The organism is Sphingomonas astaxanthinifaciens DSM 22298 (assembly GCF_000711715.1).
In the GTDB taxonomy this organism is placed as follows: domain Bacteria; phylum Pseudomonadota; class Alphaproteobacteria; order Sphingomonadales; family Sphingomonadaceae; genus Sphingomicrobium; species Sphingomicrobium astaxanthinifaciens_A.
In genome coordinates this window covers 894450-920151 of record NZ_JONN01000001.1, presented here as the reverse complement: position 1 = coordinate 920151, position 25702 = coordinate 894450, and the positions used below count along the sequence as shown (strand labels likewise).

The 25702-nt window shown below is 69.2% G+C and carries 23 protein-coding genes; 13 read left to right on the top strand and 10 right to left on the bottom strand.

Annotated elements, in window-relative coordinates; translation table 11 throughout:
* Nucleotides 1-18: 18 nt before the first annotated feature.
* Nucleotides 19-2499, top strand: a complete 2481-nt coding sequence (locus tag BS69_RS0104595) for a glycoside hydrolase family 3 protein (protein ID WP_245605105.1) — start codon at nt 19-21, stop codon at nt 2497-2499.
* A gap of 7 nt (nt 2500-2506) precedes the next feature.
* On the opposite strand, the gene BS69_RS0104590 is transcribed toward BS69_RS0104595, so the two are convergent.
* The 8 genes from BS69_RS0104590 to BS69_RS0104555 form a co-directional block, all read right to left on the bottom strand.
* Entirely contained in the window at nt 2507-3556 is a 1050-nt protein-coding gene (locus tag BS69_RS0104590; protein WP_029940803.1) for a PrsW family glutamic-type intramembrane protease, read from the bottom strand.
* Between the two features lie 10 nt (nt 3557-3566).
* The gene (locus tag BS69_RS0104585) at nt 3567-6626 is read right to left on the bottom strand and encodes a hypothetical protein (RefSeq protein WP_029940802.1); all 3060 of its coding nucleotides are present in this window, start codon (nt 6624-6626) and stop codon (nt 3567-3569) included.
* A 28-nt stretch (nt 6627-6654) separates the two neighbouring features.
* A complete protein-coding gene (locus tag BS69_RS0104580) occupies nt 6655-8430 on the bottom strand; it encodes a hypothetical protein (protein WP_156956894.1) in 1776 nt (591 codons plus the stop codon).
* A 153-nt stretch (nt 8431-8583) separates the two neighbouring features.
* Nucleotides 8584-9561, bottom strand: a complete 978-nt coding sequence (gene moaA / locus BS69_RS0104575) for a GTP 3',8-cyclase MoaA (RefSeq protein WP_245605104.1) — start codon at nt 9559-9561, stop codon at nt 8584-8586.
* Entirely contained in the window at nt 9558-10334 is a 777-nt protein-coding gene (locus BS69_RS0104570; protein ID WP_029940799.1) for a sulfite exporter TauE/SafE family protein, read from the bottom strand. The genes moaA and BS69_RS0104570 overlap by 4 nt, the downstream gene beginning before the upstream one ends.
* 3 nt (nt 10335-10337) lie before the next feature.
* Nucleotides 10338-11048: a DUF1223 domain-containing protein gene (locus BS69_RS0104565; protein ID WP_051676540.1), complete on the bottom strand. Its 711-nt coding sequence runs from the start codon at nt 11046-11048 to the stop codon at nt 10338-10340.
* A gap of 1 nt (nt 11049) precedes the next feature.
* On the bottom strand, nt 11050-11814 hold the full coding sequence (locus BS69_RS0104560; protein ID WP_029940797.1) for a molybdopterin-dependent oxidoreductase: 765 nt from the start codon (nt 11812-11814) through the stop codon (nt 11050-11052).
* Nucleotides 11811-12608 carry a cytochrome b/b6 domain-containing protein gene (locus BS69_RS0104555; protein WP_037504619.1) on the bottom strand — a complete coding sequence of 266 codons (798 nt, stop codon included), beginning with the start codon at nt 12606-12608 and terminating at the stop codon, nt 11811-11813. Before BS69_RS0104555 ends, BS69_RS0104560 begins: the two co-directional genes overlap by 4 nt.
* A 226-nt stretch (nt 12609-12834) precedes the next feature.
* On the opposite strand from BS69_RS0104555, the gene BS69_RS13570 reads away from it, so the two are divergent.
* Genes BS69_RS13570 through BS69_RS0104525 form a run of 6 tightly spaced genes read left to right on the top strand, consistent with a single transcriptional unit; the run spans nt 12835 to nt 16318 of the window.
* Nucleotides 12835-13422 carry a TetR/AcrR family transcriptional regulator gene (locus BS69_RS13570; RefSeq protein WP_051676539.1) on the top strand — a complete coding sequence of 196 codons (588 nt, stop codon included), beginning with the start codon at nt 12835-12837 and terminating at the stop codon, nt 13420-13422.
* Between the two features lie 9 nt (nt 13423-13431).
* Nucleotides 13432-13677 (top strand): MoaD/ThiS family protein, encoded by a 246-nt coding sequence (locus BS69_RS0104545; protein WP_029940794.1) that lies wholly within the window; start codon nt 13432-13434, stop codon nt 13675-13677.
* 4 nt (nt 13678-13681) lie between these two features.
* Nucleotides 13682-14143 carry a molybdenum cofactor biosynthesis protein MoaE gene (locus BS69_RS0104540; protein ID WP_029940793.1) on the top strand — a complete coding sequence of 154 codons (462 nt, stop codon included), beginning with the start codon at nt 13682-13684 and terminating at the stop codon, nt 14141-14143.
* Entirely contained in the window at nt 14143-14673 is a 531-nt protein-coding gene (gene moaB / locus BS69_RS0104535; RefSeq protein WP_029940792.1) for a molybdenum cofactor biosynthesis protein B, read from the top strand. The genes BS69_RS0104540 and moaB overlap by 1 nt, the downstream gene beginning before the upstream one ends.
* The gene (gene moaC, locus BS69_RS0104530; RefSeq protein WP_029940791.1) at nt 14670-15140 is read left to right on the top strand and encodes a cyclic pyranopterin monophosphate synthase MoaC; all 471 of its coding nucleotides are present in this window, start codon (nt 14670-14672) and stop codon (nt 15138-15140) included. The genes moaB and moaC overlap by 4 nt, the downstream gene beginning before the upstream one ends.
* A complete protein-coding gene (locus tag BS69_RS0104525; protein WP_029940790.1) occupies nt 15137-16318 on the top strand; it encodes a molybdopterin molybdotransferase MoeA in 1182 nt (393 codons plus the stop codon). The genes moaC and BS69_RS0104525 overlap by 4 nt, the downstream gene beginning before the upstream one ends.
* Here the strand turns inward: BS69_RS0104525 and BS69_RS0104520 are convergent.
* Nucleotides 16315-18675 (bottom strand): YbcC family protein, encoded by a 2361-nt coding sequence (locus tag BS69_RS0104520; RefSeq protein ID WP_029940789.1) that lies wholly within the window; start codon nt 18673-18675, stop codon nt 16315-16317. The two genes, BS69_RS0104525 and BS69_RS0104520, sit on opposite strands and share 4 nt — an antisense overlap.
* 21 nt (nt 18676-18696) lie before the next feature.
* On the bottom strand, nt 18697-20268 hold the full coding sequence (locus BS69_RS0104515) for a proton-conducting transporter transmembrane domain-containing protein (protein WP_029940788.1): 1572 nt from the start codon (nt 20266-20268) through the stop codon (nt 18697-18699).
* Between the two features lie 99 nt (nt 20269-20367).
* On the opposite strand from BS69_RS0104515, the gene BS69_RS0104510 reads away from it, so the two are divergent.
* The 6 genes from BS69_RS0104510 to BS69_RS0104485 all read left to right on the top strand — a co-directional run bounded on the left by BS69_RS0104510 (nt 20368) and on the right by BS69_RS0104485 (nt 25639).
* The gene (locus tag BS69_RS0104510; protein ID WP_029940787.1) at nt 20368-21249 is read left to right on the top strand and encodes a LysR family transcriptional regulator; all 882 of its coding nucleotides are present in this window, start codon (nt 20368-20370) and stop codon (nt 21247-21249) included.
* Between the two features lie 176 nt (nt 21250-21425).
* The gene (gene recA, locus BS69_RS0104505) at nt 21426-22499 is read left to right on the top strand and encodes a recombinase RecA (protein WP_029940786.1); all 1074 of its coding nucleotides are present in this window, start codon (nt 21426-21428) and stop codon (nt 22497-22499) included.
* Between the two features lie 128 nt (nt 22500-22627).
* Nucleotides 22628-23395 (top strand): SIMPL domain-containing protein, encoded by a 768-nt coding sequence (locus tag BS69_RS0104500; protein WP_029940785.1) that lies wholly within the window; start codon nt 22628-22630, stop codon nt 23393-23395.
* Between the two features lie 28 nt (nt 23396-23423).
* Complete coding sequence (locus BS69_RS0104495; RefSeq protein WP_051676538.1) at nt 23424-24848, top strand: NAD-dependent succinate-semialdehyde dehydrogenase; 1425 nt, start codon at nt 23424-23426, stop codon at nt 24846-24848.
* Nucleotides 24849-25100: 252 nt separating this feature from the next.
* Nucleotides 25101-25391 carry a UvrB/UvrC motif-containing protein gene (locus tag BS69_RS0104490; protein WP_029940783.1) on the top strand — a complete coding sequence of 97 codons (291 nt, stop codon included), beginning with the start codon at nt 25101-25103 and terminating at the stop codon, nt 25389-25391.
* The gene (locus tag BS69_RS0104485) at nt 25388-25639 is read left to right on the top strand and encodes a DUF3253 domain-containing protein (RefSeq protein WP_029940782.1); all 252 of its coding nucleotides are present in this window, start codon (nt 25388-25390) and stop codon (nt 25637-25639) included. Before BS69_RS0104490 ends, BS69_RS0104485 begins: the two co-directional genes overlap by 4 nt.
* Nucleotides 25640-25702: the final 63 nt, after the last annotated feature.

The window sequence follows — 25702 nt, the reverse complement described above, 5'->3', positions numbered from 1 at the left end:
CGGGGAAGTATGTTTGTGATGGCTTTGAGCGGGGCCGACGACCGGCAGGTCGGCGGACGGGGATCGCGTGTTGGCGGACGCGCGGGCAGCGGATTGGCGGTTCGGCGCAAGGCAATGTTCGCGCTCGGCGCGGCGGCGCTGGCCCTCTCCAGCTGCGCCTCGATGGGTGACGGCACCGCTGCGCCCGCGACCGCCTCCAAAGCGAACCACGAAGCCGAGATCGCGAGCCTGATTTCGCGGATGAGCGTCGAGCGCAAGGTCGCCCAGCTCGTCATGCCCGACATCTCGACCATCACCCCGGCGGATGTGCGCCGCTATCGCTTCGGCACCATCCTCAACGGCGGCAACAGCGGTCCCGGCAACAACGACAAGGCCCCGGCGGGCGAGTGGATCAAGCTCGCCGATGCCATGTGGGACGCGTCGACCGCGCCGATGGAGGATGGCGGGCCGGTCATCCCGCTACTGTGGGGCATCGACGCCGTCCACGGGAACAACAACGTCCCGGGCGCGACCATCTTTCCGCACAACATCGGCCTCGGCGCGACCCGCGACCGCGACCTCGTCCGCCGGATCGGCGCGGCGACCGCGGCCGAGGTGGCGGTGACGGGCATCGACTGGACCTTCGCGCCGAGCGTGTCGGTGGTCCGCGACGACCGCTGGGGGCGGACCTACGAAAGCTATTCGGAGGATCCGGCTTTGGTCGGGCGGCTCGGCGCCGCGATGGTCGAGGGGCTGCAGGGCAAGCGCGGCTCGCCCGACTTCCTCAGCCAGCGCCACGTCATCGCCACCGCCAAGCATTTCCTTGGCGACGGCGGCACCGGCGGGGTCGACCAGGGCGACACCAAGGGCGACATGGCGACCATCAAGGCGATCCATGCCGCGCCCTACAAGCCGGCGATCGCGGCCGGGGTCGAGAGCGTCATGGCCAGCTTCTCCTCGGTCAACGGCGAGAAGATGCACGGCAGCCAGCAGTTGCTGACCGGACTGCTGCGCCGCGAGCTGGGCTTCCGCGGGCTGACCGTGGGTGACTGGAACGCGCACGGCCAGGTCCTTGGCTGCAGCAATACCGATTGCCCGATCGCGCTCAATGCCGGCCTCGACGTCTTCATGGCCCCCGAGGAATGGAAGGGGCTGTACGAGACGATGGTCCGTCAGGTCCGGACCGGGATCATCGCGCAGTCGCGGCTCGACGAGGCCGTGGCGCGCGTGCTTCGGGTCAAGTTCGCTTATGGCCTGTTCGACAAGCCCAGGCCCAGCGCGCGGGCACTCGGCGGTCGCTTCGACCAGCTCGGCAGTCCGGAGCATCGCGCCATCGCCCGCGAGGCGGTGCGCAAGTCGCTCATCCTGCTCAAGAACGACGGCGCGTTGCCGCTGCGCTCGAATGCGCGGGTGCTGGTCGCGGGCAATGGCGCCGACAGCATCGCCCGCCAGGCCGGCGGCTGGTCGATCACCTGGCAGGGCGGGGGCGACCTCACCAATGCCGATTTCCCGGGCGCGACGAGCATCTACGGCGGGATCGCCGAAGCCCTGAAGGCCGGCGGCGGGCAGGCCGTCTTCGCGCCCGATGGCGAGACCGACCAGCCGGTCGACGCCGCGATCGTCGTTTTCGGCGAGGAGCCCTATGCCGAGTTCCTCGGCGACCGGAAGGACCTCGCCTATCGCGACGAGGCCAGCCTCGCCCTCCTGAAGAAGCTGCGCGCCAGGGGCATTCCGGTGACTGCGGTGTTCCTCTCGGGCCGGCCGATGTGGGTCAACCCGTTCCTCAATGCGGCCGACGCCTTCGTCGCCGCCTGGCTTCCGGGCAGCGAGGGCGGCGGCATCGCCGACCTTTTGATCGGCAATGCGCAGGGCAGGCCGCGGTTCGACTTCACCGGCCGGCTCTCGTTCAGCTGGCCCGCGCGCTGTGACGCCGATGCCGGGAACGGCCGCGACGGGGCACCGCTCTTCCGGCGCGGACAGGGCTATGGCTACCGGGCCGCGCCGCCCCGGCGCACCTACGCCGCCGACTGCGCGATCTACGCCGCCGAGCGGCTCGAATCCTCGCTGTTCGGCCGTGGGCGCTTCAGCGGGCTGACCCTGTCGGCAAGCGATGCCGGCGGCAGCGCCGCGCTCGTCAACGGGCTCGGCAGCAGCCCCGGCGGGCGGCTCGTCGCCAAGGGCGTCGACCGCGCCGCGCAGGAAGACAGTCGCCAGTTCAACTGGACCGGTCCGGCGACGCTGACGCTGGCGCCGGCGGCCGCAACCAATCACGACCTTCTCGTCGATTATGCGATCGATGTCGCGCCGCAAAATCCGGTCCGGATCGGTGCCCAGCTCGACCTGCGCGAGACGCTCAATGTCGCGGCGGGCAAGGGCTGGCGGCAGATGCGCCTGCCCGCGCGTTGCCTCGGCGCGGCGCCCTGGGCGCTCGCGGGCGAAGCGGGGCTGAGCCTGCGCATCTCCGCCATCACGCTGGCCCCACCGAGCGCCTACACCGGCGACTGCAAGGGGATCTTCTAGGCCAGGCTCAGCCGCGTTCGAGCTGCTCGCGCAGCTCGGCGATCTCCCAATGATCGTTGCGGCTGAAGGGGAGGAGCCTGGTCACCGCGCGCAGCAGCTGCGGGTCGAAGCCGCGCTCGAGTGCGTCGAGGCGGCGGAGCCGGGCCTCGTCCTGCTCGGCCTCGCGGTCGAGCCACTGGCCGTGGGTCCGCTCGAGCATCCGCCGCTCGGCGCTCAGCACCGTCTGGTTGAGGATGCGCCAATATTCGAGCACGGCGGGGCCAAGCTCGGGGTGATCGGCGACATAGGCCGCCATCCGCCGCCCGCTGTCGGTGTCGGGCCAGCGCCCGTTCTCGAGGTGGTCGAGGTCGGCGAGATGTTCGGCGCTCTCGACCTTGAGGAGATTGCCCGCCTCGCGCGCGCCGAAGCTGAAGATCGCCATCAGCAACACGGGGACGAGGACGAGGCTCAGCACCATCGCGACCAGCGGCTGGCTCGGAAACTGGTTGAAGCCGAGATGCAGCGCGACCGCGACCAGATAGCCGGGGATGTAGGCGAGGGGATGGGGCCGCCATTCGCCGGCCTTCACCAGCAGGTCATGCTCGCCGACCTGGTGCGACAGCGCGGCCATGATCGCGACCGTGCCGCCGTGCATGAGCGCGGTCCCGGCGCCGCGCACCATCCACACGCCGGGGCTCATCTGGGGGGCGTGGACGAGGTAGATGCAATTCTCGACCAGGCTGAAGCCGGCGCCGATGGCCAGCCCCGACAGCGCCGCATCGATCTTGAAGCCGATCCGGTTGCGGAGGAAGAGCAGGACGACCACCGCGCCCTTCAGGGCCTCCTCGATCCACGGCGCGACGAACCGGCTGTAGCTGGAGAAGCCGAGCGGAAGCGCGTCGAGCATCCGTCCGCTGACCGGATAGGAGAGGCCCGCCGCGATCCCGCCGAGCGCAATCAGGGTGATCATCTCGCGGCGATTGAGGAGGTGGAAGACGTCGAGCCAGGCGAAGACGGCGAGCAGGATCAGCACCGGCATGAAGGCGAGCGCATAGTTGATGATCGTCGCCGTCGTCACACGCGCCAGCCTACAGGATTTTCAATGACGCGAGCCACTCCGTTTTGCGGCGCCCCTGCGCATAGCCGCGCGCGGCCCCCAAAGAGAGGACCATCGGCAGGCGCAGCGCGATCGTCATGTTGAAATCGAGCTGGCCGCCAACCGTCGCATAGGTCGGCGATTTGCCGTCGCTGCGCCTGGTCGCGAGCACGCCGGCGAAGACGGCCGGGCGGACCGACGAGAGATAGAAGCTCGGCACGCCCACTTCGGCGAAGCGCACCGGCGGCAGATTCCATTCGCCGATCGCCTTGGCGAAGCTGCGCGCGCTGATCTCGTCGATGTCGAAGCCGGGGAAGGATTCGATCTCGCGGTAGCGTTTGACCGCGCGGTCATCGACGTAATTGTTGCGGAACGAGCCGAAGTAGAAGCTGCCGAGCGGATCGCGGCCCGGCCCGCCCGCGACGCCTCCTTGCGCGTAGAGCCAGAGCGAACTGTTCTTCAGCGGCAGCGGCCGGCCGAAGGCGATGCCGCCCTCGATCCTGGGGAAGAGATTGCTGTTGCCATAGACGCCGCTGGCAATGGCCTCGGCCATGATTCCGCGCTCATGGTCGATCGAGCCCAGGGAGCGCGTCTCGTTCTTGAACCGGGCGCCCGCCTGGGCGGTCAGCAGCCGGCGCGGGCTCTTCACATTCTGCGCCTCGGGCTGGACCTCAAGGCCCGTGTAGCCCGCGACGTCGGCGAACAGGTCGAGCGTGCGCGGGGGATCGTAGATGCGCGTCTTGCGCCAGCCGATCTGCAGCGAGTCGCCCTTGCGGCTGCGCTTCACCGGCCCGAACAGGTCGTAGAAACTGGTCAGGTTGTGCCAGTAGCGGAAACGCCAGTTGAGCGTCTGATATTCGATGTCGGCGTGGAGCCGCTCCCAGGCCGAGCCGCCGCCCCAGGGCGAGACGCTGAGGTCGAGGTTGAGCTGCTTGAACTGGAGCGGATCCTCGATGGTGAAATGATAGCCGAACGCCGGCTTGCCCTTGTAGTCAACGACGATCGGATAGGTGCCGGCGAGCTTGCGCTCCTTCTCCGGGAAATATTTGCCACGCTCGACGATCAGGGGATCGAGATCGACCTTGGCCGGCGAGCCGACTCCGTAGGTGGTGACCTCGGGATGCACGCGCGCCACCTCGGCGCCGAGGAAGGTGACCGTGCCGAGATCGTCATACTCCTTTGGCTGGATGCGCGAGGGCGTGAAGCCGTCGCCGGCATAGTCATAGACGATCAGCGACCCGTCGGCCTGCGGCATCGGCCGGAAGAAGCCGGTCGAGGCATTGGACACCGGCACCGCTTCCTGGGTGTCGAGGTCGAACCGGTAGATGTTCGAGACACCGGTATAATAAGCGCTTCCGTAGAGCGACTTGCCGTCGGGGGCGAAGACGAAGCTCTCAGGCGTCGAGGGGGCGAGCTTGAGCTCGGCGATGGCCTTGGGTTCCGTGCCCGCCATCAATTCGTCGATCGACCAGACACGAACATATTGACTGCCGTCCGACAGGCCGACCGAAGCGGAGAGCTTGGTCCCGTCGGGCGAAATGTCGAGGTCGAACGGGTTCTGATTGTAATCGAAGGTGTGGACCTGGTTGAAGCCCGCATAGGGAGGGGGGATGCGGACCAGGGTCGAGAAGCCGTTCTGGTGGCGGATGCCCCAGATCGACTTGTCCTTCGGATTGACCACGAGATCGCCGATCCTGGCGTCGGTCAGCAGCTTCGTCCGCTTGCCCGTGTCGACCTGGATCGCGAACACGTCGCGATAGGCGTAATTGTCCTCGGTATAAAAAGCCGTCCGGCTGTCCGGGTCCCAGGCCATCGAGGTCACGTTGTAGAGCATCGCGCCCTTGATGTTCGCGAGGCGGCGGGTCTCGCCCGTGGTGAGCGACAGCGCGCCCACATAAGGCAGCACGCCCGGATAGCGGAAGGCGCCGATCAGGCTGTTGGTCTTGGGATCGTAGAAGGTCCGTGAGACCGAGCCCAAACCGCGCTTGCTGAGATGCTCGACCTCCGTCAGCGGCACCCGCGACAAGGCGGCGAGATTGGCGGACTGGAACTGCCGCTCCCAGGCGATCCAGCGGTCCCAGCCGTCGTCGAGGCGAAGGCCGAACACCCGCCTGAACTGGGTCGCATAATAGCCCGCGCTGCCGGGATCGCGGCGGAGCCACTGGTTGACCTTCTGCGGCCCATAGGTGAGCGCCAGCCACGAGAAGAAGCGCGTGCCGTAGAGATAGTCGTTCACGCCGACCTGGAAGTCGTTGACGATGCCGACGGATTCGAGCGCGAGCGGCGAATAGATGGGGGTCCGGTCACGCACCTTGGCGCGGAAGGCCATCTCGTCATAGGCGCCCTGGCCCCGCCCGAGGCCGCCCGCCATCCACGTCTCCATGAACACCGCGCTGCCCTCGAGATACCAGCGGGGCGAGTTGACGCGCGGCGTCGTCAGGAAATTGTAGAGGATGGTCTCGGGATGCGCCTCGACCGGCATCGGCTTGCCGCGGAAGAACTTTCGCCAGCGCGCGTCGGTCGCGTTCCACACGTCCATGGTCGCGACATGCGCGAGCTCGTGGTTGGTGAGGGTGAAGAAGCGTTCGCCCGGGCTGAAGGTCTCGTAGGTGAGGCTCAGCGGCGCGACGTCGAGCAGCACCGCATTATTGGGTGACGAGCGCGCGGCGGCGTTGCCATAGTCGGAGAAGTCCTTGAGCAGGACCGTGGTCCGGTCCCACGGCGTCCAGCCGAACATCTTCTTGTGATAGTCGAGCGCATTCTGCGTCGCCCGCCCGATATAGGGGGTGAGATAGGTCTGCGCGGGATCGAAGTAGAGGAGCGTGAAGTCCTTCGTCCGAAGGAGCGACAGGTCGATCTCGGGCAGCTCGTCGGCGCTCTTGAGCTTTTCTTCCTGCGGCTTGGGTTCGGGCGGGGCGGGGGTCTTGTCACTCTCGGCGACGGGCGGCGGCGGCGCGACCGTCTCGCTTTGCGCAAGCGCGGCGCTGCTGACGCAGGCAAGGAGCAGGCCGAGCGACAGGCGCGATGCGCGCAGCCGCTGCGGCACGTTCAACGCTTCAACCCCCGGCCCCCGCGTCGGCCTAGCGGGCGCCCGAAATGGCTTCGGCGAAGGACGGGCTCTGCGCCGCGGCGGCAAAGGCCGGATTGGCGATGAGCGAGGCGAAGGCCTGGCTCTGCGCCAATTGCGACACCGCCGAGGCATTCCGGGCGAAGGTCGCCAGCGCCTGCGGCTGGCGCGCCAGCTGCGAGAAGGCCTGCGGGTTCGACTGCATCATCGCGAACGCCTGCGGGCTGGCCGCGACCATCGCCGCGACCTGCGCATTGGCGCTCATCGCCGCCGCCGAGCGGGCCTGGCTCGAGAAGGCGTCGGCGCTCCTGACCATTGCGGAAAGCGAAGCGGCATCGGCCGCGGCGGAGCGGAAGGCCGCGGCATTGCGCGCCATCACGTCCATCGTCTGCGCATTGGTCGCGAGCCGCATCGCCGCGGCATTGCGAGCAAGCGCGTTGAAGGCGACCGCCTGGCGCGCGAAGCTCGAGAAAGCCGAGGCGTCGGCCGACAGGGTCGCGATGGCCGCGCTGTCACGGGCCAGCGCCTGGAAGCTGTTGGCCGCCGAGCGCATCTGCGGCATGCTGGCTTCGGCGGCGGCCTTCTGGAAGGCGGCCGGATTCTTCGCGAAACTGGCGAAGGCCGAGGCGTCGAGCGACATGGCGTTCAATGCCTCGGGATAGCGCGACAGGGCCGAATAGAAGGCGGCATGCGACGCCATTTCGGCGAAGGCCGCGGGATTGGCCGCCATCGCCGAGAAGGCTGCGCTATTGGCCGCGATCGCCTTGGCGACCTGCGCCTCGCTGGCCATCGAGACCGCATTGGCCGCGCTCGACGCGCGCAGCTGGCTGGAGAAGGCGCTTGCGCTCCTCGCCATGGAGGCGAGGGCCTCGGGCCGGGCGGCGGCGGCGCGGAAGGCCGCGGCGCTGCGCGCCATGGCGTCGAGCGCCTGGCTGTTGAGCGCGGCGTTGAAGGCCGCGGTGTTCCTGGCGAAGCTGGCGAAGGCCACCGAGCGCGCGGCCATGCGGGCAAAGGCGTCGGCGTTGTTGGTCACCTGCGTCATCGCCGCGCTGTCGCGTGCCAGCGACCGGAAGGACGAGGCCGCGCTGCGCATCTCGGGCATGTTCGCTTCCGCCGCGGCCTTCTGGAAGGCGGCCGGGTTCCTGGCGAATTGCTTGAAGGCTTCGGCGTTGAGCGCGATCGCGTTCATCGCCTGCGGATAGCGCGAGATCGCCGCGAAAAAGGCCGGCGAGGCCGCCACGTCGGAGAAGGCGGCGGCATTGCCCGAAAAGGCCTCGAACGCCTTGGCGTTGGTGGCCATGGCGGCGAACATCTCGCCCTGCGCCTGCGCCGAGGCGCCGGCGTCGTTGGCGATTGCCTGCGCATGCGCGGCAAGGCGGGCGAAGGCCTCGGGGCTCTTGGCCAGTTGGGCGAAGGCCTTGGGATTGGCGGCCATGATGGCCATCGCCTGGCTGTTCTGCGCCAGTGCCGAGAAGCCCGGGTCGGCGGCGAGGCTGCGGAAGCTCGGGTTGCGGGCCATCACCTCGAAGGCGTCGGTCTGCATCAGCCTGGGCACGCTGGTGTCGCCAAGCGTGATGTCGGCGTCACCGACCTGCGGCGCGATGTAGCGCTGGGCGGGGGCGATGGTGCCGGCGGTGGTGCCATCGATGGGGAAGCGCTGGGCGATCCCGACCGCGCCTGCCGCCACCGCCAGTGCGATCACGCCGGTGAGGAGGATTGCCTTACGCGAAACTCGGCTTTGCCCGACATTTTCCGTAATCGGCGGAAAGGCCATCGTCGCATCAGTCATGTGAGTCGCCCCTCAAAAATCGGGAGAAAACTCTGCTTCATTGCACTCGGAGTCAATGGAGAGTTAACCACGATCAAGCCCGCCAGCCGGCGCTGCCTTCGCGATCGATGCGAACAACACCGCCGAACATGCTGACGAAAAAGGGAGGCTTGCCTAGCCGCCGGTCACCGACATGTGCCGGTCCAGGCCGCGGGTCTCGCCGGGCGCGATGCGGAAGTCGTGGGCGCGAGGCTTGGCCCCAATAGCCCGGGCGATCGCCCTGTCCAGATCCTCCGCGCTGCCGTCGCGCAGGAGGGTCCTGAGATCAGTCGCATGGGCGTTGCCGAGGCAGGGGTGGAGCGTTCCCGTCGCGGTGACCCGGACCCGGTTGCAGCTCGCGCAGAAATTGGCCGTGAGCGGGGTGATGAAGCCGATCATCCCGCCGGTCGCGGTGCGGACGTAGCGCGCGGGGCCCCCGGTGCGGAGCGTGGTGTCGGTGAGCGCGAAGGCGGTCTCGAGGCGCTGGCGGAGCTCTGGCATGGGAACGTGCTGATCGAGCCGCTCCGCGTCCACGTCGCCGAGCGGCATCACCTCGATGAAGGTGATCGCGGCGCCGCGGGCATGGGCGAAGGCGGCGAGATCGACCGCCTCGTCGAGCGTGTCGCGCAGCGCCACCGCATTCAGCTTGACCGCAAGGCCGGCGGCCCGCGCCGCCTCGATCCCCGCTAGGACGGGCGCGATCGTCCCGCCGCGCGTCAGGGCGGTAAACCGGCCGGGGTCGAGCGTGTCGAGGCTGACGTTGACCCGGCGGACGCCGTGGCGGGCGAGCGCCTCGGCATGATCGGCGAGCAGCGTGCCGTTGGTGGTGAGGGTCAGCTCGTCGAGCGCGCCGGTCTCAATATGCCGCGCGAGATCGGCGACGAGGTCGATGATTCCCGGCCGGACCAAGGGTTCGCCGCCCGTCAGCCGAAGCTTGCGGATGCCGTGCGCGACGAACCGCGCGGCGAGCCGCTCGAGCTCGTCGAGGGTCAGGAGGTCGGGGCGCGGCGCGAAGCGCATCCGGAGCGGCATGCAATAGGCGCAGCGAAGGTTGCAGCGGTCGGTGACCGACAGCCGCAGGTAGGTGATCGTCCGGCCGTGCGAGTCGATCACGACGAAGCTCCCGACAAGGCCGCAGCCCAGCGCAGGCCGAGGCGCACTGCAACGTAGAGGATGAGCAGCGCGCTGACGACCCGCACCCACTTGGGGTCGATGAGCCGGCTTCCGACCAGCGCGCCCGCCGCGCCGCCGACCACCACGGCGGGGAAGAGCAGGAGATGGTCGCCGATCACCGCGGCGGTGGCGGCCAGCCCCTTGCTCGCCTGGCCAACCAGCCCGGCAAGCGAATTGACGAGGATGAACATCGCCGAGGTCGCGGCGATCGCCTTGGGCGGGCCCCAGCGGCGGACGTAGAGCAAGGGCGCGAGAAAGATGCCGCCGCCGATCCCCACCACACCCGCGGCAAAGCCGAGGAGGCCGGCAATAAGCGGCTCGACCCAGCCGACCGGGCGGGGGCCGTTGGCCGGCTGGCGTTCCTGCTGCCACCAAGGTTGCCAGAGCATCGTGAGGCCCGCGCACAGCAGGGAGAAGGCGAGCAGTCCGAGGAACAAGGTCTCACCCACCGCCAGCCGACCGCCGAGCGCCGCGGCGGGCACCGACAGGATGAACAAAGGCCAGCTCCGCCGCGCGTCGAAATTGCCGGCGCGGGCGAAAGCGATCGCGCCCAGCGTGACGACCAGGACGTTGCACAGGAGCGAGATGACCGGAACGGCCTTGATGTCGGTGCCCGCGAGGACCAGCAGCGCGGTATAGGTCGAGCCCCCGCCGAACCCCGCCATGGCGTAGAGCAGCGCGGTCAGCAGGAAGGCGGCGGCGAGCAGCAGCAAGGGCTAGAGCTTGCGCGCGCCGATGAGCGGACCGCCCGGCCCCGATTGCAGCAGGATGGCGGTCTTGAGCGCTGCATCGCCGCCGGCCGGGAAGGGCAGGCGCAATTCCTTGCCGGTCCAGCTGCCGAGGTTGGTCAGCTCGGTGACGATATTGCGGTGGGGTAGGGTACGGCCGCGGTTCTCCCCGGCCTTGATCGCGACCTGCTGCTCGCGGGGATCGTAGCGGACCAGCCAGACCGTCGCGGGCCTCGGCACTTCTCCCGGCCCGACCACCAGCTCACCCTTGGCGACGTCGATCGCAGGCCCGCCGAGCGCGGGCAGGTCTTGGACGATGCGGTCGAACACCTCGGGATTGCCGCCGACGTCGACCTTCGATCCGTTGAAGATCATCTGCGGCGTGAAGACGTTGCCGCGGCCGGCGGCGCGCGCATAATCCCACTGGCGCTGCGTGAAGGCGGGGCTGGCGAACTTGTCCTTCCAGCCGAGCTGGTCCCAGTAGGTCACCGCGAAACTGAGGGCGAGGAGGTCGCCGCGGTTCGCCACCCGGTTGAGATTGGCGTTGGCGGGCGGGCAGGAAGAGCAGCCCTGGCTCTGGAACAGCTCGACCACCTTGGGATGGCGCGGGTCGCCGGGAACGTCGACCTCAGCGGCTTTGGGCGCGGGCTGCGCCGAACATCCGGCCAGCGCCAGCGCGACAAGCATCACCGACCGCATCTCAGATCCCCGCATACCAGGCATAATCGGCGCGATCCTCCCAGAAGCCGCCCTTGCCGCCATAGAGGTCGTCCAATCGCTCGCGTGCCTCGATCCGCATCACGAACTTGGCATGCTTGTAGCCGAGCTGGCGCTCGACCCGCAGCCGCACCGGCGCGCCGTGGGGAATGCTGACCCGCTCGCCGTTCATGTGCGTCGCAAGGATGGTCTGCGGGTGGAAGGCGTCGACGAGGTCGATCGACTCGTAATAAGGCGCGCCGCCGCTGTCGTCGGCGCAGTGGAAGACGATGAAATTGGCGCGGGTCGAGAGGCCGGCGGCGCGCAGCAGCGGGCCGAGCTGCGGCCCTTGCCAGCCGCCGATCGCGCTCCATCCCTCGACGCAATTGTGCATCGTGATCTGCGCGCGCTGCGGCGCCTGCGCGAGCTGGGCGAGGCTGAGCTGGAGCGGGCGTGCGACCAGCCCGTCGATCACCAGCCGCCAGTCGGCGAAGTTGCTTGCCGCATGCTGCTGATAAGCGGGCGAGGCGGGCATGGCGTTGCCGTTGACCCGGAACACCGGCGACAGGTCGAGCCGGCTATATTCGCGGGCGAGCGCGTCGCGCCCCGCGACCACGCGCTGCGCCTTGTAGTTGAGCTGCTCGGCGCCCTTGAGGAGCTCGCGGAACTGCGGCTGTCCGTTGAGCTTGTCGCAGCCGGCGAGCGTCAATCCGCCGGCGGTCAGTGCCAGTCCGCGCATCAGCCCGCGACGGTCGAACAAATCGCTCATGCCTCGTCTTTCGCCTTCGGGATTCGGTAGCGTCCGGTGATCATCGAGCGGACTTCGTTGATCGGCCCGGCCAGCACCACCATCGCGATATGGACGAGGAAGAAGCCGACGAGGGCGAAGGCGGCGATGAAGTGGAGCGAGCGCGCCGACTGCCGTCCGCCGAAGATGTCGAGCAGGAACGACCAGCCGGTGGTGAGCGCCGGGCTCATCGTCATGCCGGTGAAGATGATCAGCGGCAGCAGCACGAACAGCACCGACCCGTAGGCGAGCTTCTGGAGGATGTTGTAGCGCAGCGCCGCCGCTCCGGTCGGAAAGCGCAGCCGGGCATGGTCCTTGATGTCGGCCCATAGGTGCCTGGGCGTGATCTCCGCGCCCTTGATCGCAAGGTCCTTCTGGAAGTGCCGATTGACCAGCGAGACGATCATGTAGGCGAGCAGCCCGAGCGCCAGCACCCAGGCGAAGGCGAGGTGCCAGATGCGCGCGTCGGCGAGGCTGTAGCTCGACGGGATGGTCGCCCAGTGTGGGAAGGCACGGTGCTGGGTCGAGCCGTCGGGCGCCTGCCAGTGGCCGAGCACGCCCGTCGTATCGACCGTGACCGGGCCGACGCGCAGGAACCCCCTGGTGGTCGTGCTGGTGACCTCGAGCCAGGGATGGTCGGGATTGGCGCCGTAGGTGCCCCAGTAGAGGCGGGGGTGGGCGTTGAAGATCATCAGCCCGCTCATCAGCATGACGAGGAGGGTGATCGCATTCGTCCAGTGCCACAGGCGGGTCGACAGGCGGTGGCGCTTGACCAGCTCGCCGCCGCGAACCTCGGGTTCGACCGGCTCGGCGACGGGGGCGGGCGCTGGCTCTGGCGGAAGCGGGCTCGCCGGATCGACGATCGTCGCCACCTCAGCGGTCCCCGTCCGAAACGGCGTGACGTCGATAATGGGTTGGATCGCGCATGATTCCTCCCGCTCTTGATCAGGCTAGGCGCATGGCCCTAAGTCAGTCAACTGACTGACTCGGAGTTTCGGAAAAATGGTTCGTGCAGCGGAGGCCAAGCGGGCGGCGATCGTCGAGGCGGCGGCCGAGCAGTTCCACCACGGCGGGATCCAGGGAACGGCGCTGGCCGACGTGGCGCGGGCGGCCGCGGTCGCGCCGGGGAACATGTTCACTTACTTCCGGACCAAGGACGCGCTGTCCGAGGCGGTGGCCGAGCGCTGGACCAAGAGGGTGACGGCGATCGTCGGCGAGCTCGATGCGGCGACCCCCGACCCGCTCGCGCGCATCCGGCTGTTCCTTGATCGCAGTCGCGACAATGCGCCGGCTTATGCGAAGCGGGGTTGCCCGCTCGCCATGCTCTCCCGCGATTTCCGCCAGCTGTCGCTCGCCGCCGAGCCCGCTGCCGAGCCGTTCCGGGTCCTCACCGGCTGGCTGACCGACCAATTGCAGGCCGCCGCCGACCCGCGCGCGGAGCGTCACGCCCGCTTCCTTCTTGCCACCCTGCAGGGCGCGTTCGTGCTTGCCCATGCCGAGGGCGACGCGGGTCAGGTCGAGGACATGGTCGACGAACTGCAAAACTGGCTGGGAGCGCTGGGGCTCGGCAAGGCGACCCCGACCGCCTAGTCTCGCATCATGGATGTGACCTTCTACGGCCGCCTGGCGGATCATGCGGGACGGCGGATCGCCGTCACCGCGCCCGCTTCGGGCTGCCGGGTGGGAGAGCTGCGCGCGCTGATCGAGGCGATGCATCCCGCGCTCGGTGCTGCTCTGGGCGCCGCCGGGATCAGCGCCTTCGTGCGCGACGAAATGGTTGGCGACGACCATCATCTCGATCCTGCCGACGCGATCGAATTCTGGCCGCCGGTGTCGGGCGGCTGAGATGATGCGCGCAATCCTGAGCGAGGAGTCGCTCGATCCGGCGTCGCTTCTCGCCGGCTTTACCGCGCGGCTGCCCGGCACGGTCGGCGCGGTAATGAGCTTCCTTGGCCTTGCCCGCGCCAATGGATCGGCCGGCGAGGTGCTCGACGCGCTGGTCCTCGAAGCTCATCCGACCGCCACCTTACGCTCGCTGGACGCCATCGCCGCCGACGCCGTCGCCCGCTTCAACCTTCTCGCGGTCGAGGTGGTGCACCGCCACGGCCGGATCGCGCCGGCCGAGCCGATCGTGTGGGTCGCCGCCGCCGCCGCGCATCGCCGCGCCGCCTTCGAGGCTTGCGACCAGATCATGGATCGCCTCAAGACCGAGGCTGTGCTGTGGAAGCGCGAGGAAGGCGAGCAGGGCCGCCGCTGGATCGAGCCGACGACGGCCGACCACGAGGCCGCCGCGCGATGGAGCACGAAGTGATGGCCGGACGTATCGATCCCGAACTGCCTTTCCACCCGCTTGGCATTGCCGTGCTGACTGTCTCGGACACCCGCATCGAGGAAAACGACACCTCGGGCCAGACACTGGTCGAGCGCCTCGCCGACAGCGGCCACCGCCTTGCCGGCCGCGCGATCGTGCCCGACGACGTCGAGGCGATCCGCGCACAGGTCCTCGCCTGGGTCGCCGAGCCGGCGGTCGATCTCATCCTCACCACCGGCGGGACCGGCTTCGCAACGCGCGACGTCACCCCCGAGGCGGTCCGCCCCTTGCTCCGCCGCGAGATGGAGGGCTGGGCGGTGCTCTTCCACCAGGCGAGCCTGACCACCGTCGGCGTCTCGACGCTCCAGTCGCGCACCTTCGCCGGGCAGATCGAGGACAAGTTCATCTTCTGCCTGCCGGGCTCCACCGGGGCCTGCCGCGACGCCTGGGACCTCGTCCTCGTCCACGAACTCGACAGCCGCTACCGTCCCTGCTCGCTGCCGAGCCTGATCCCGCGGTTGCAGGGATGAGCAAGCTCAGCCACCTCGACGGCGAAGGCCGCGCGCAGATGGTCGACGTGACCGACAAGGCGCCGACCCAGCGCACCGCGGCGGCGTCGGGCAGCTTGCGCTGCGCGTCCGAAACCCTGTCCCTCGTCCGCGAGGGCAAGGCGCCCAAGGGAGCGGTCGTCACCACCGCCGAACTGGCCGGGATCATGGCCGCCAAGCGCACGGCCGAGCTGATCCCGCTCTGCCACTCGCTGCCGCTGACCAAGGTCGCGGTGACCATCATGGAGGATCCCGATCTTCCCGGGTATCGCATCGCCGCCGAGGTCCGCACCAACGGCGTTACCGGGGTCGAGATGGAGGCGCTGACCGCCGTCTCGGTCGCGGGCCTCACCCTGTTCGACATGCTGAAGGCGGTCGACCGGACGATGGCGATCGGCGACATCAAGGTGACGGCGAAGAGCGGCGGCAAGTCGGACTGGCCGGCATGATCAGCTTCGACGAGGCCTCGGCGCTGCTGGCGGGCGTCGCCGCGCCGCTGGGCCTCGAGACCTTGCCGCTGGCCGCGGCGCACGGCCGGATCCTCGCCGGGCCCGTCGTCGCCCGCATCGACAGCCCGCGGGCCGACGTCTCGGCGATGGACGGCTATGCGGTGCGCGCCGCCGACATCGCTGGAGGCGCCGCGCTGCCCGTGATCGGCCGTTCCTATCCCGGCCAACCCTTCGCCGACGACATGCCCCCGCAGGCCTGCGTCCGGATCTTCACCGGGGCCGCGCTTCCTGCCGGGGCCGACCGTGTCGTCATCCAGGAGGAGGTCGCCGAGGCCGACGGCATCGCCACCTTCGGGGCAACGGGCGGCCCGACCTTCGTCCGCCCGCGCGGCAGCGATTTCGTCATTGGCCGCGAACTGCTGGCGGCCGGCACGAAGCTCACGCCCGGCGCGCTGCTCGCCATCGGCGGGGGCGACGTCGGCGAGGTCCGGGTCTGGCGGCGACCGCGGGTCGGCCTGCTCGTCACGGGCGACGAACTGGTCGCGCCCGGCACCGCCGCCGCGCATCCCGCCGCCATTCCCGACAGCGTGTCACTTGCCGTCGCCGCGCTCGCAGCCGACTGGGGCGGCGAGGTCGTGAGAATCGAGCGGCTCGCTGACGATCTGCCGAGCGCAGTGGCGGCGGCGGGCAGGATGCTCGATGAGGTCGATGTGCTGGTGGTGACCGGCGGGGCCTCGGTCGGCGAGCGCGATCATGCCAAGGCGATGGTTGCGCCGCATGGCCTCGAGCTCCTTTTCTCCAAGGTCGCGATGAAGCCGGGCAAGCCCGTCTGGGCGGGCCGTGCGGGCGGCGCAATCGTGCTCGGCCTGCCCGGCAATCCCACCTCGGCGCTGGTCTGCGCGCGGCTCTTCCTCGCGCCCTTGCTGTGCGGAATGACCGGACGGCCGCCCGCCGAGGCGCTTGCCGCGCGCACCTTGCCGCTGGCGGAGGCCGTCGCGCCCGTGGGCTCACGCGAAACCTTCTTTCGTGGCCACGAGGACGGGGGCCGGGTGGTTCTTGCCGATCACCAGGATTCGAACGGCCAGCGCGTCCCCGGGTCGGCCGACCTCCTCGTCCGGTTGCCGGCCGGGGACGTGGCCAATCCCGCTGGGACCCTCGTGCCGGTGCTGGCGCTCTAGGCGGCGACGCGTTCGTCGGCCGGGTTCGGCGCCATCTCTTCCCAGCCAAGGTCGCCGGTGTAGCGCCACGCCATCCGGCCTTGGTCGTCGAGCGCGAACAGGTGCAGCCACTTGTTGTCGAACAGCGCGCGGACCTGTTCGTGACGGGCGAGGATGTCGGTGATCGCCGCGCGCGGGGCCTCGACCAGCACCGACAGCCGCAGCGGTTCGTGCATCAGTTGCTCGCCGTCCGAGACCGACTGGATCGGCAGGCCGCCGCGCAGGAGGCCGCCATTGCCCTCGACCACGCCGAGGCCGCCGGTGACGTTGTGCAGCAGCTTGTTGCCCGCGCCGAACAGCCCTGGCGCGACGGTCGAGCCATAATATTGGAGGCTGATCCAGCTCGCGACCACTACCGGCGCGGTGAGGATCAGTTCGAGCACGCCGAAGCCCGCGTCGGCGCGCCAGTCATAGTCGTGGAGGAAGGCGCGGCCCGCGAGGTCCTTGCCCGCCGTCCTGGCGCGCGGGGCGGCGACAAAGGCCTGGCAGCCGGCGAGCGCCCATTCGGGGCGAAGCTCGGCCCAGTTGCGCGCCCGGGCGGCGACATCGGCCGCGTCGCTGGCACGCGGGAGGCGGCGCGCGCGCTCGGTCGCGGTCAGCGTTCCTGCCGCAGCGAGCCAGCGGCGGGCGCGTTCGAGCTGCCCGGCGTGGGCGGGCGAGGGGTGGTCGTCGGCGTAGAGCGTGACCGCGTCGGTGGTGGTGTCATGCAGCGCGGCACAAAAATGCGTGTCGGCGGGGATGACGATCCCGGTGGCGGCGAGCCCGTCGCGCACCTCGGGGTCGTTGAGCAGCCCCGCCAGCAGCCGCGCATTGACCTCGCCCGAATAGCCGCCGCAGGCGCCGCAGTGGAGCGCGGACCCATGGGGATTGTTGACCGTGTTCGCGCCATGACCGGCGAGGATGACCAGCGGCGCGAAGCCCTCGGTCAGCGACATGGCCCTGAGCACCGCGGTGGCGGTGGCGATCCGCGTGGCGAGGTCGAGCGCGGGGTCGAGCACGGGCGCGGGGTCGTGGGGCGCGTCGTTCCGCTTCAGGCCGAGCGCATCGCGGACGAGCTTCAGGACGTAGGTCGGACCGGCGGCCTCGACGAAAGCGAAGGACGAGACGGCCGCCAGCTTGAACCGGTCCCAGGCGCGGCTCGCACGGCGGGCGATGCGGTAGGCCTGGTCCTGCTCGGGCGCGCCGCCCGAATGGCTGTGTACGCCCGGGGTGAGGAGGACGGGGAGGCGCGCTTCGATCACGTCGGAGCCCAGCCGGCGATGCCCGGTGCCAAGCCCGAAGAAGCCCGCGAAGCCGAGGGTGCGAATGCCCGGGTCGAGGCTTTCGAGCGCGCGGCGGAAGAGCTCGGAGCGGACGTCGATGCAGAAGGCCATCTGCAGCGACGGGCGCTCGGCCGGACGGGGCGACCGGGGTTCGGCGAGCAGCGCCTGCAATCGCCGCTGCGCCGCCCGTTCGGCGGCCTCCTGGAGCATGGCGTCGATGCGGTCGTCGGCGCTCGGCACCGGCGGTTCGGCAAAGGCGCGGCAGGCACTGGTCCACGCGCCGGCGATGGCGTCGCGATGCTGGCGGTAGAGCGCGAGCTCGAAGGCCAGCATGATGGCGAGGAGATCGGTGCCCGACGAGTCCGCGCCGCCAGCCAGCTCGGCCTGCCACAGACGGTAGCGCGCGACCTGCGCCCAGCCTCCGGTCAGGGTCAGCAGCCGATGGAAATAGAGGTCGAGCGCATCCGCGGGCAAAGCCAGCTCGCGGACGGCCAAAGCGATCAGCTCCTCGCTGCTCGCCGGAAGTGCGCTGGCGAAGGCGGCAAAGCCAAACAGTCCCGCAATCTCGGGCGTCAGGTCGTGCGTCGCGGCCGATCGCCAGAGGGCATAGGGGCCTTGCCCCGCGGGGCTTGGCCAGAGCGCCTGCCCGGTGTCGAAGATGCTCGCGGCGAAGTGACTGGTCCGCTCCGCCACCAGCGCCGGCCAGTCGGTCCCGCACGCATGGGCCGACAAATCGGCGACCGTCGGAATCGCCAGTCGCTCGGGTCGCTTTTTCCGCGTGGCCTCGATGAGCTCGGTGGGCGACAGGCGTCCCGCCGCGGCGGCCTCGAGATCGGCAGCGAGGATCTCGCCGCGCTCGATCTTCTCCCGGTACCAGCGGCGGGGCATGGTGACGGCGGATCCCGCGACCCGCGCCAGCCGCGCGGCGGTCCGCTCGAGCGGCTCGCCCGACTGGCCGAGAAAGGGATTGACCGCGACGCTCGCGGCGAGCGGCCACAAAGGCGGGATGGCGCGCACGGCGCGGTCGGCGGCGGCGCAAATGTCCTTGGTCGTCATCGTCGTTACTCCAGGGTCGGCTCAGCCGGCGCGCTTGATGGTCCAGCCGCCAAGCAGCCGGTCGAGCGCGGCATTGACGTAGAGGCCGTTCGAGAGATGGACCCGAAGCCCCGCCGAGGCCGGGTGGCTCGCCCACAAGGGGAACAGGGCCTGCGCGACCGCGACCAGCCCGAAGCTCAACACCGCGAGCGCGATCAGCGTCCATTCGAGCGGGCCGGGCGCAGGGGTGGCGGGAAGCGTGCCCCGGGTCAGCCACTCGGCTAGCGTCTGGAGCGCGAAATAACCGCTCGCGGCGGCGGCCGAGTAGAGCGTCGTGCGGCGGGTCAGGAGGCGCGGCGCGGCATCGGCGAACCCTTGCGCAAACAGATAGGCGACGCCGAAGACGAGGATCGCGCCCAGGGCCAGGGCCTGCGGGCTCTTGTGATCGAAGCCGAAGGCCAGGCCGAACAGCGCGCCGATCGCGGCATAGACGGCGAGCGCGGCAACGAAGGCGCGGCCGACCGCACGGACGCTCGGCACCGCGACCGGGCCCGGCCGCCGGATCGAGGCGACCTGCTCGACCGCCCCGCCCGAGGCGAGAAAGGCATGCGCCTTGTAGAGCGAGTGGGCGACGATGTGCAGCAGCGCGAGCGGGAAGAGGGCGAGCCCGCACTGCAGGATCATGAATCCCATCTGCCCGACCGTCGACCAGGCGAGCGAGGTCTTGACCGCGGGCTGGGTCAGCATGACCGCGGCGCCGAAGATGGCGGTGAAGCCGCCGATCATCGCCAGCACCGCGAGCACGCCGGGCGCGGCCAGCATGACGTCGGCCAGACGGATGAGGAGGAAGCCGCCGGCGTTGATCACTCCGGCATGAAGCAGCGCCGAGACCGGGGTCGGGGCTTCCATCACCTCGGTCAGCCAGCCGTGGGTGGGGAATTGCGCCGACTTGAGCAAGGCGGCGAGCGCCAGCAAGGCGGCCACCCCGATGATCCCCGCCGGGGCCTCGCCCGCACGGGCCGCGGCATTGATCGCGGCGATATCGGTGGTGCCGTGCGCAAGGATCATCAGCCCCGCCGCGGCAACGAGCGCCACCGCGCCGATGGTCGAGAAGAGCCGCTTCTTGGCCGCCGCCCGCTGCGCCGCGCGACGCTCGGGATAGAAGAGCAGCAGGCGATGGAGGCAATAACTGGTCGCGATCCACGACGCGGCGAGCTGGACGAGATTGCCCGCCTGCACCAGCAGCAGCACCGAGGCGATCGCCGCGCACAGCCAGGCGGTGAAGGCCCCCTGCCGCGCCTCGCCGTCGAGGTAGCTGCGGGTGTAGCGGACCACCACCCAGCCGACGAAGCTGACGAGAGCGAGCATGGTCACGCTGACCGCGTCGATCCGCGTCGACAGGCCGATTCCGCTTGCGCCCAGAAGCGGACTGGTCGCCGGTCCCCCGGCGAGGAGAAGGGCGAGCGTCGCGGCTGCAATCAGCAGCGCGGCGAGCGCCGCGGCCTCGGCCAGTTCGGGCACCAGCTTCGGTCGCCGCCCGGGGCGCAGGCTCGCGACCAGCGCGGGAAGGAGCAAGGGCAGCGGCGCCGCGAGCGGCAGCAGGGTGATGGGCACGGTCTCTCCGGGCATTAGGGTCGTTTGAGGCCCGTTACGGTGTCCCGTATCTCATGTTAAATGCATTGTTCTTGCAAAACCGTTCGCTATTATCGAACCATGTCCACCCTCAACTACAACCACCTGCGCTACTTCTGGGCGGTGGCGCATGACGGCAATCTCACCCGCACCGCCGAACGGTTGAACCTCACCCAGTCGGCACTGTCGGTGCAGATCCGCAAGCTCGAGGAACGGCTCGGCCATCCTTTGTTCGAGCGGCGCGGGCGCCAACTCCACCTCACCGAAGCGGGGCGGATCGCGCTCGACCATGCCGACGCCATTTTCGCCGCCGGGGAAGAATTGCTCGGGACTCTCCGCCAGACCGGACTGGCCCGCCAGGCGCTCCGCGTCGGTGCGCTCGCAACGCTGTCGCGCAACTTCCAGATGGAGTTTCTCCGGCCCCTGTTCGGCCGCGACGACATCGAGATCGTGCTGCGCTCGGGCAGCCAGGCCGAATTGCTGGCGGCACTCGAAGGGCTCAATCTCGACGTCGTCCTGGTCAATCGCCCGCCACAGGGCGATGCGCTCCGCCGCTTCGTCGCGCACCGCCTTGCCGAACAGCCGGTCAGCCTGTTCGGCACGCCGTCGCGACTGGCGGGGAAGGAGCCGGGCCTCGCTGCGCTGCTCGCCGCAAACCCGGTCGTGCTGCCGACGCTCGACAGCGAGATCCGCACCGGCTTCGACGCGCTCATGGACCGGATCGGCCTGCGCCCGCAGATCGCCGCCGAGGTCGAGGACATGGCGATGCTCCGCCTGCTCGCCCGCGAGGATGTCGGGCTGGCGGTCCTGCCGCCGATCGTGGTCAAGGACGAGATCGCCGCCGGCACCCTGGTCGAGGCCGAGCGGATGCCCGGCTTCGCCGCCAGTTTCTATGCCGTGACCATGGCGCGCCGCTTCCCCAATCCATTGGTCGGCAAACTGCTCGGCGCGGCGGCCGGCTGAACCTTTTGCGATTGCCTCTCCCGCCCCCCGCGCTAGAGTGGCGAGGCTCGGCCACTCTTGCTGTGAGCCATCCTCGATTGCGCATTCGTTCTCCTCTTGTTCCATGAGAACGGAATGTGTACATACGTCCGGAACGGAGGCTTTCGCCGCCGCCGGCACGTGAGAGGAGCAGGGTCATGGCAACGCAGCTGAAGGTCGTCGGTATGGGCGGGGATGTAATGACTACGGACAGGCAGAAGGCGCTCGACGCCGCATTGGCGCAGATCGATCGCGCGTTCGGCAAGGGCTCGGCGATGAAGCTGGGCGAAAAGCCCAAGATGGAGGTCGAGGTGATCTCGACCGGAAGCCTCGGGCTCGACATCGCGCTCGGCGTCGGCGGTCTTCCGCGCGGCCGCGTGATCGAGATCTACGGGCCCGAAAGCTCGGGCAAGACCACGCTTGCGCTGCACACCATCGCCGAGGCGCAGAAGAACGGTGGCACCGCCGCCTTCGTCGACGCCGAGCATGCGCTCGATCCCGCCTACGCCAAGAAGCTCGGGGTCAACATCGACGAGCTGATCGTCAGCCAGCCCGACACGGGTGAGCAGGCGCTCGAGATCGTCGACACGCTGGTTCGCTCGAACGCGATCGACGTGCTGGTGGTGGACTCGGTCGCCGCGCTCGTGCCGCGGGCCGAGATCGAGGGCGAGATGGGCGACAGCCACGTCGGCCTTCAGGCCCGCTTGATGAGCCAGTCGCTGCGCAAGCTTACCGGTTCGATCAGCCGCTCGCGCTGCATGGTGATCTTCATCAACCAGCTGCGCATGAAGATCGGCGTCATGTACGGCAATCCCGAGACGACCACCGGCGGCAATGCGCTGAAATTCTACGCCTCGGTCCGCCTCGACATCCGCCGCACCGGGCAGATCAAGGATCGCGACGAGATCGTCGGCAACACCACCCGCGTGAAGGTCGTCAAGAACAAGGTCGCGCCGCCGTTCAAGCAGGTCGAGTTCGACATCATGTATGGCGAGGGCGTCAGCAAGATCGGCGAGATCCTCGACCTCGGCGTCAAGGCCGGGGTGGTCGAGAAGTCGGGTGCTTGGTTCAGCTACGATTCGACCCGGATCGGCCAGGGCCGCGAGAATTCGAAGAACTATCTTCGCGAGAATCCCGACGTGACCGCCAAGATCGAGGCCGCCATCCGCCGCGGCAAGGACGAGATCGGCGACGCGCTGATGGTGGGGCCGGGCGCCGACGACGACGCCTGAGCCCTGGGGCCGCATTTGAACAACCATCGCCGCTTCTCCCAGACCGGGAGGAGCGGCGATGTCGTTAAGGTGGGAGAACGGTTTGGCATCCTAGGCGTTGGGAGTTCGCAACAGCGCCAAGGATCCCCATGCGTCTCCTCTTCGCCCTCGCCATCCTCGCCCTCCCGACCGTCGCCGCCGCGCAGGTCGCGCCGCAATCGACCATCGCCGAAATGGCAACCACGCCGCTCGTCAAGCTCAGCATTTCCGAGACGCTGCGTACCCCGCCCGACGAAGCGAGCATCACCGTCGGGACCCAGGCCCGCGCGCCGACCGCCACGGCGGCCGCCCAGGCTAACAAGGTCAAGACCGAGAAACTGCTCGCGACCATCCGCGCGGCGGGCCTGCGCGAGCGCGACATCCAGACGCAGGGCATCCAGCTGAGCCCCGAATACAACTACATCAACGATCCCGCGACGGGCCGCGGCCGCCAGGTCTTCAACGGCTATGTCGCTAGCAATTCGATCCTCTTGAAGACCCGCGACATTCCCAAGCTGACTGCGCTGCTCGACACGCTGACCACCGCCGGAGCTGACAGCGTCTATGGGCCCAACTTCTCCATCTCCGATCCCCTCCCGCTGCGCGCCGAGGCCCGCAAGAGGGCGCTCGAGCGGGGACAGGCCGAAGCGCTCGAATATGCCCGCAACCAGGGCTTTTCCCGCGTGACCCTGCTCTCGGTCGAGGAAGGGGTGAGCTATCGCGGGACCGACGTGATCGTGACCGCCAGCCGGGTGAGCTACGCCGGCGGCCCCCCGCCGCCCCCGCCGCCCGCGCCCGAGCGCGATGGCGGGATCGTTGCGCCCGGCCAGCTCGAAACCGGTGTCTCGTTGCAACTCATCTACCGGCTGGAGCGCTGAGCCCCCGAACCCGAGCAAAGGACATCAAATGGCTGACAAAGAGGCGGCGGGCATGGTGACGACGACCAACCCCGCCACCGGCGAGAAGGGCCGGAGCTATCCGGCCCACGACCTCGACCAGGCGCGCGCCGCCGCAAGGGCCGCGCATGCGGCGCAGCGCGAATGGCGCAAGACCAGCTTCGCCGAACGGTCCGCCATCATCCGAAAGGCCGGCGCGCTGCTGCGCGAACGGGCGGACCGCTATGCCGGGCTGATGACCGAGGAGATGGGCAAGACGCTCACCGACGGTCGTGCGGAAGTCGAGAAATGCGCCTTCCACTGCGACTGGTTCGCCGACCATGCCGAGGCCTATCTGGCGGACGAGACGGTCGATCTCGGCGCGCCGGGCGAGGCTTTCGTCACCTTCAACCCGATCGGTGTCGTGCTGGCGGTGATGCCGTGGAATTTCCCCTTCTGGCAGGTGATCCGCTTTGCCGCGCCGGCGCTGATGGCGGGCAATGGCGCGCTCCTGAAGCATGCCAGCAACGTTCCCGGCTCGGCGCTGGCGATCGAGCAGGTCTTCCATGACGCCGGGGTCCCCAAGGACCTGTTCCGGACGCTGATCCTGCCGAGCAAGCACATCGCCGCGCTGATCGAGGACGAGCATGTCGCGGCGGTGACGCTGACCGGAAGCGTCGCGGCGGGCAAGAGCGTCGCCACGGCCGCCGGGGGCGTGCTCAAGAAGTGCGTGCTCGAGCTCGGCGGCTCGGACGCCTATCTGGTTCTCGAGGATTCCGACGCCGAGGCCGCCGCCAAGGTCGCCGCCACCGCACGCATGGTGAACGGCGGGCAGAGCTGCATCGCGGGCAAGCGCTTCATTGTCGTCCGCGCAATCAAGGAGCAGTTCGAGGCGGCGATGGTCGCGGCGATGAAGGCCTATGCGATGGGCGATCCGCGTGAGGAGGCGACCAAGCTCGGGCCGATGCAGAGCGTCGAGGCGCGCGACGAGATTGCCGGGCAGGTCGAGAAGAGCATCGCCAATGGCGCGACGCTGCTCCTCGGCGGCGAGGTGCCCGACAAGAAGGGCGCCTGGTATCCCGCGACCGTGCTCACCGACGTCGCCGCCGGCCAGCCCGCGCATGACGAGGAAGTGTTCGGACCCGTCGCCGCGATCATCGCGGCCGAGGACGAGGCCGACGCCATTCAAATCGCCAACGCCAGCGAGTTCGGCCTTGGCTCGGGCGTGCTGACCGGCGATCCCGAGCGCGGTCGCCGGATCGCCCGCGACGAACTCGAGGCGGGGATGAGCTTCGTCAACGAGAACGTCCGCTCGGACCCGCGCATGCCCTTCGGCGGGGTCAAGCATTCGGGCTACGGCCGCGAATGCGCCGCCTACGGCATCCGCGAATTCGTCAACATCAAGACCGTTCACGTGAAGCCGCTCGAAGCCGCCAAGGGCCACCGGGTGGATTAGGGAAGGGTCACAAAGGTCCCAGGGTCCGGGGGTGCGAAACAGGCCCGCGCAGGCCGAGGAAATGGCGGAATCCCGGGATCGGGGACGAAAGTGGGAAGGTCACGCACTGTGACTTTCGCCGTCCCCGCGACGGAATGATCGGCAATTGCAAAGAGCTCCACGGCGAACCGCTGCGGTTAGATAAGCAGTTCAAATCCTACATTGCAAGGCGGAGCCCGGCATCCCGAAGCTGCGCTCGGGCGTTGTCGCGGGATGTCGGAAACGATCGAGAGCCTCCGCCAGCGGATGGAGCGTGCCGCGCTTGAACTGGATTTCGAGGAAGCGAAGCGCTGCCGCGACCGGATCGCCTTGCTGCGCGGCAGAGCGACCGCGGACGAGGCCGAGCAGGCCGATCTGGAAGGCATCGAGCGACAGAAGCCCGGCGCCATGGGACTGGGCACGAGTCAGCAGCGGGTGGCGCCGCCGCCTGGCTGGACAAAGCCGGCCAAGCCCGATCCGATGACGACCGGGCGATCGACCAGAGGCCGGCGTCGCCGGCCATGACCGCCGAGGCGCGCCAAACGACCCTGGCCCTGCTCACGTCTCGCGCGCCCGGCGGCACCATCTGCCCGAGCGAAGTCGCGCGGGCGATCGCGTCCGACGGCGACTGGCGCGCCGCCATGCCGATGGTTCATGGGGCCGTCAACCGCCTGCTTGCCGAGGGCGCGATCCGGCTGAGCTGGAAAGGCCAGCGGCTGACCGCGCGCGCCGGACCTTATCGGGTCGCAATGAACATTCGGACGCGGGACTAATATCCTCGTGTCACCGGATGTTTGATCTGGGTGGGAAGCAGACATTGCGCTGACGGTCCTGCG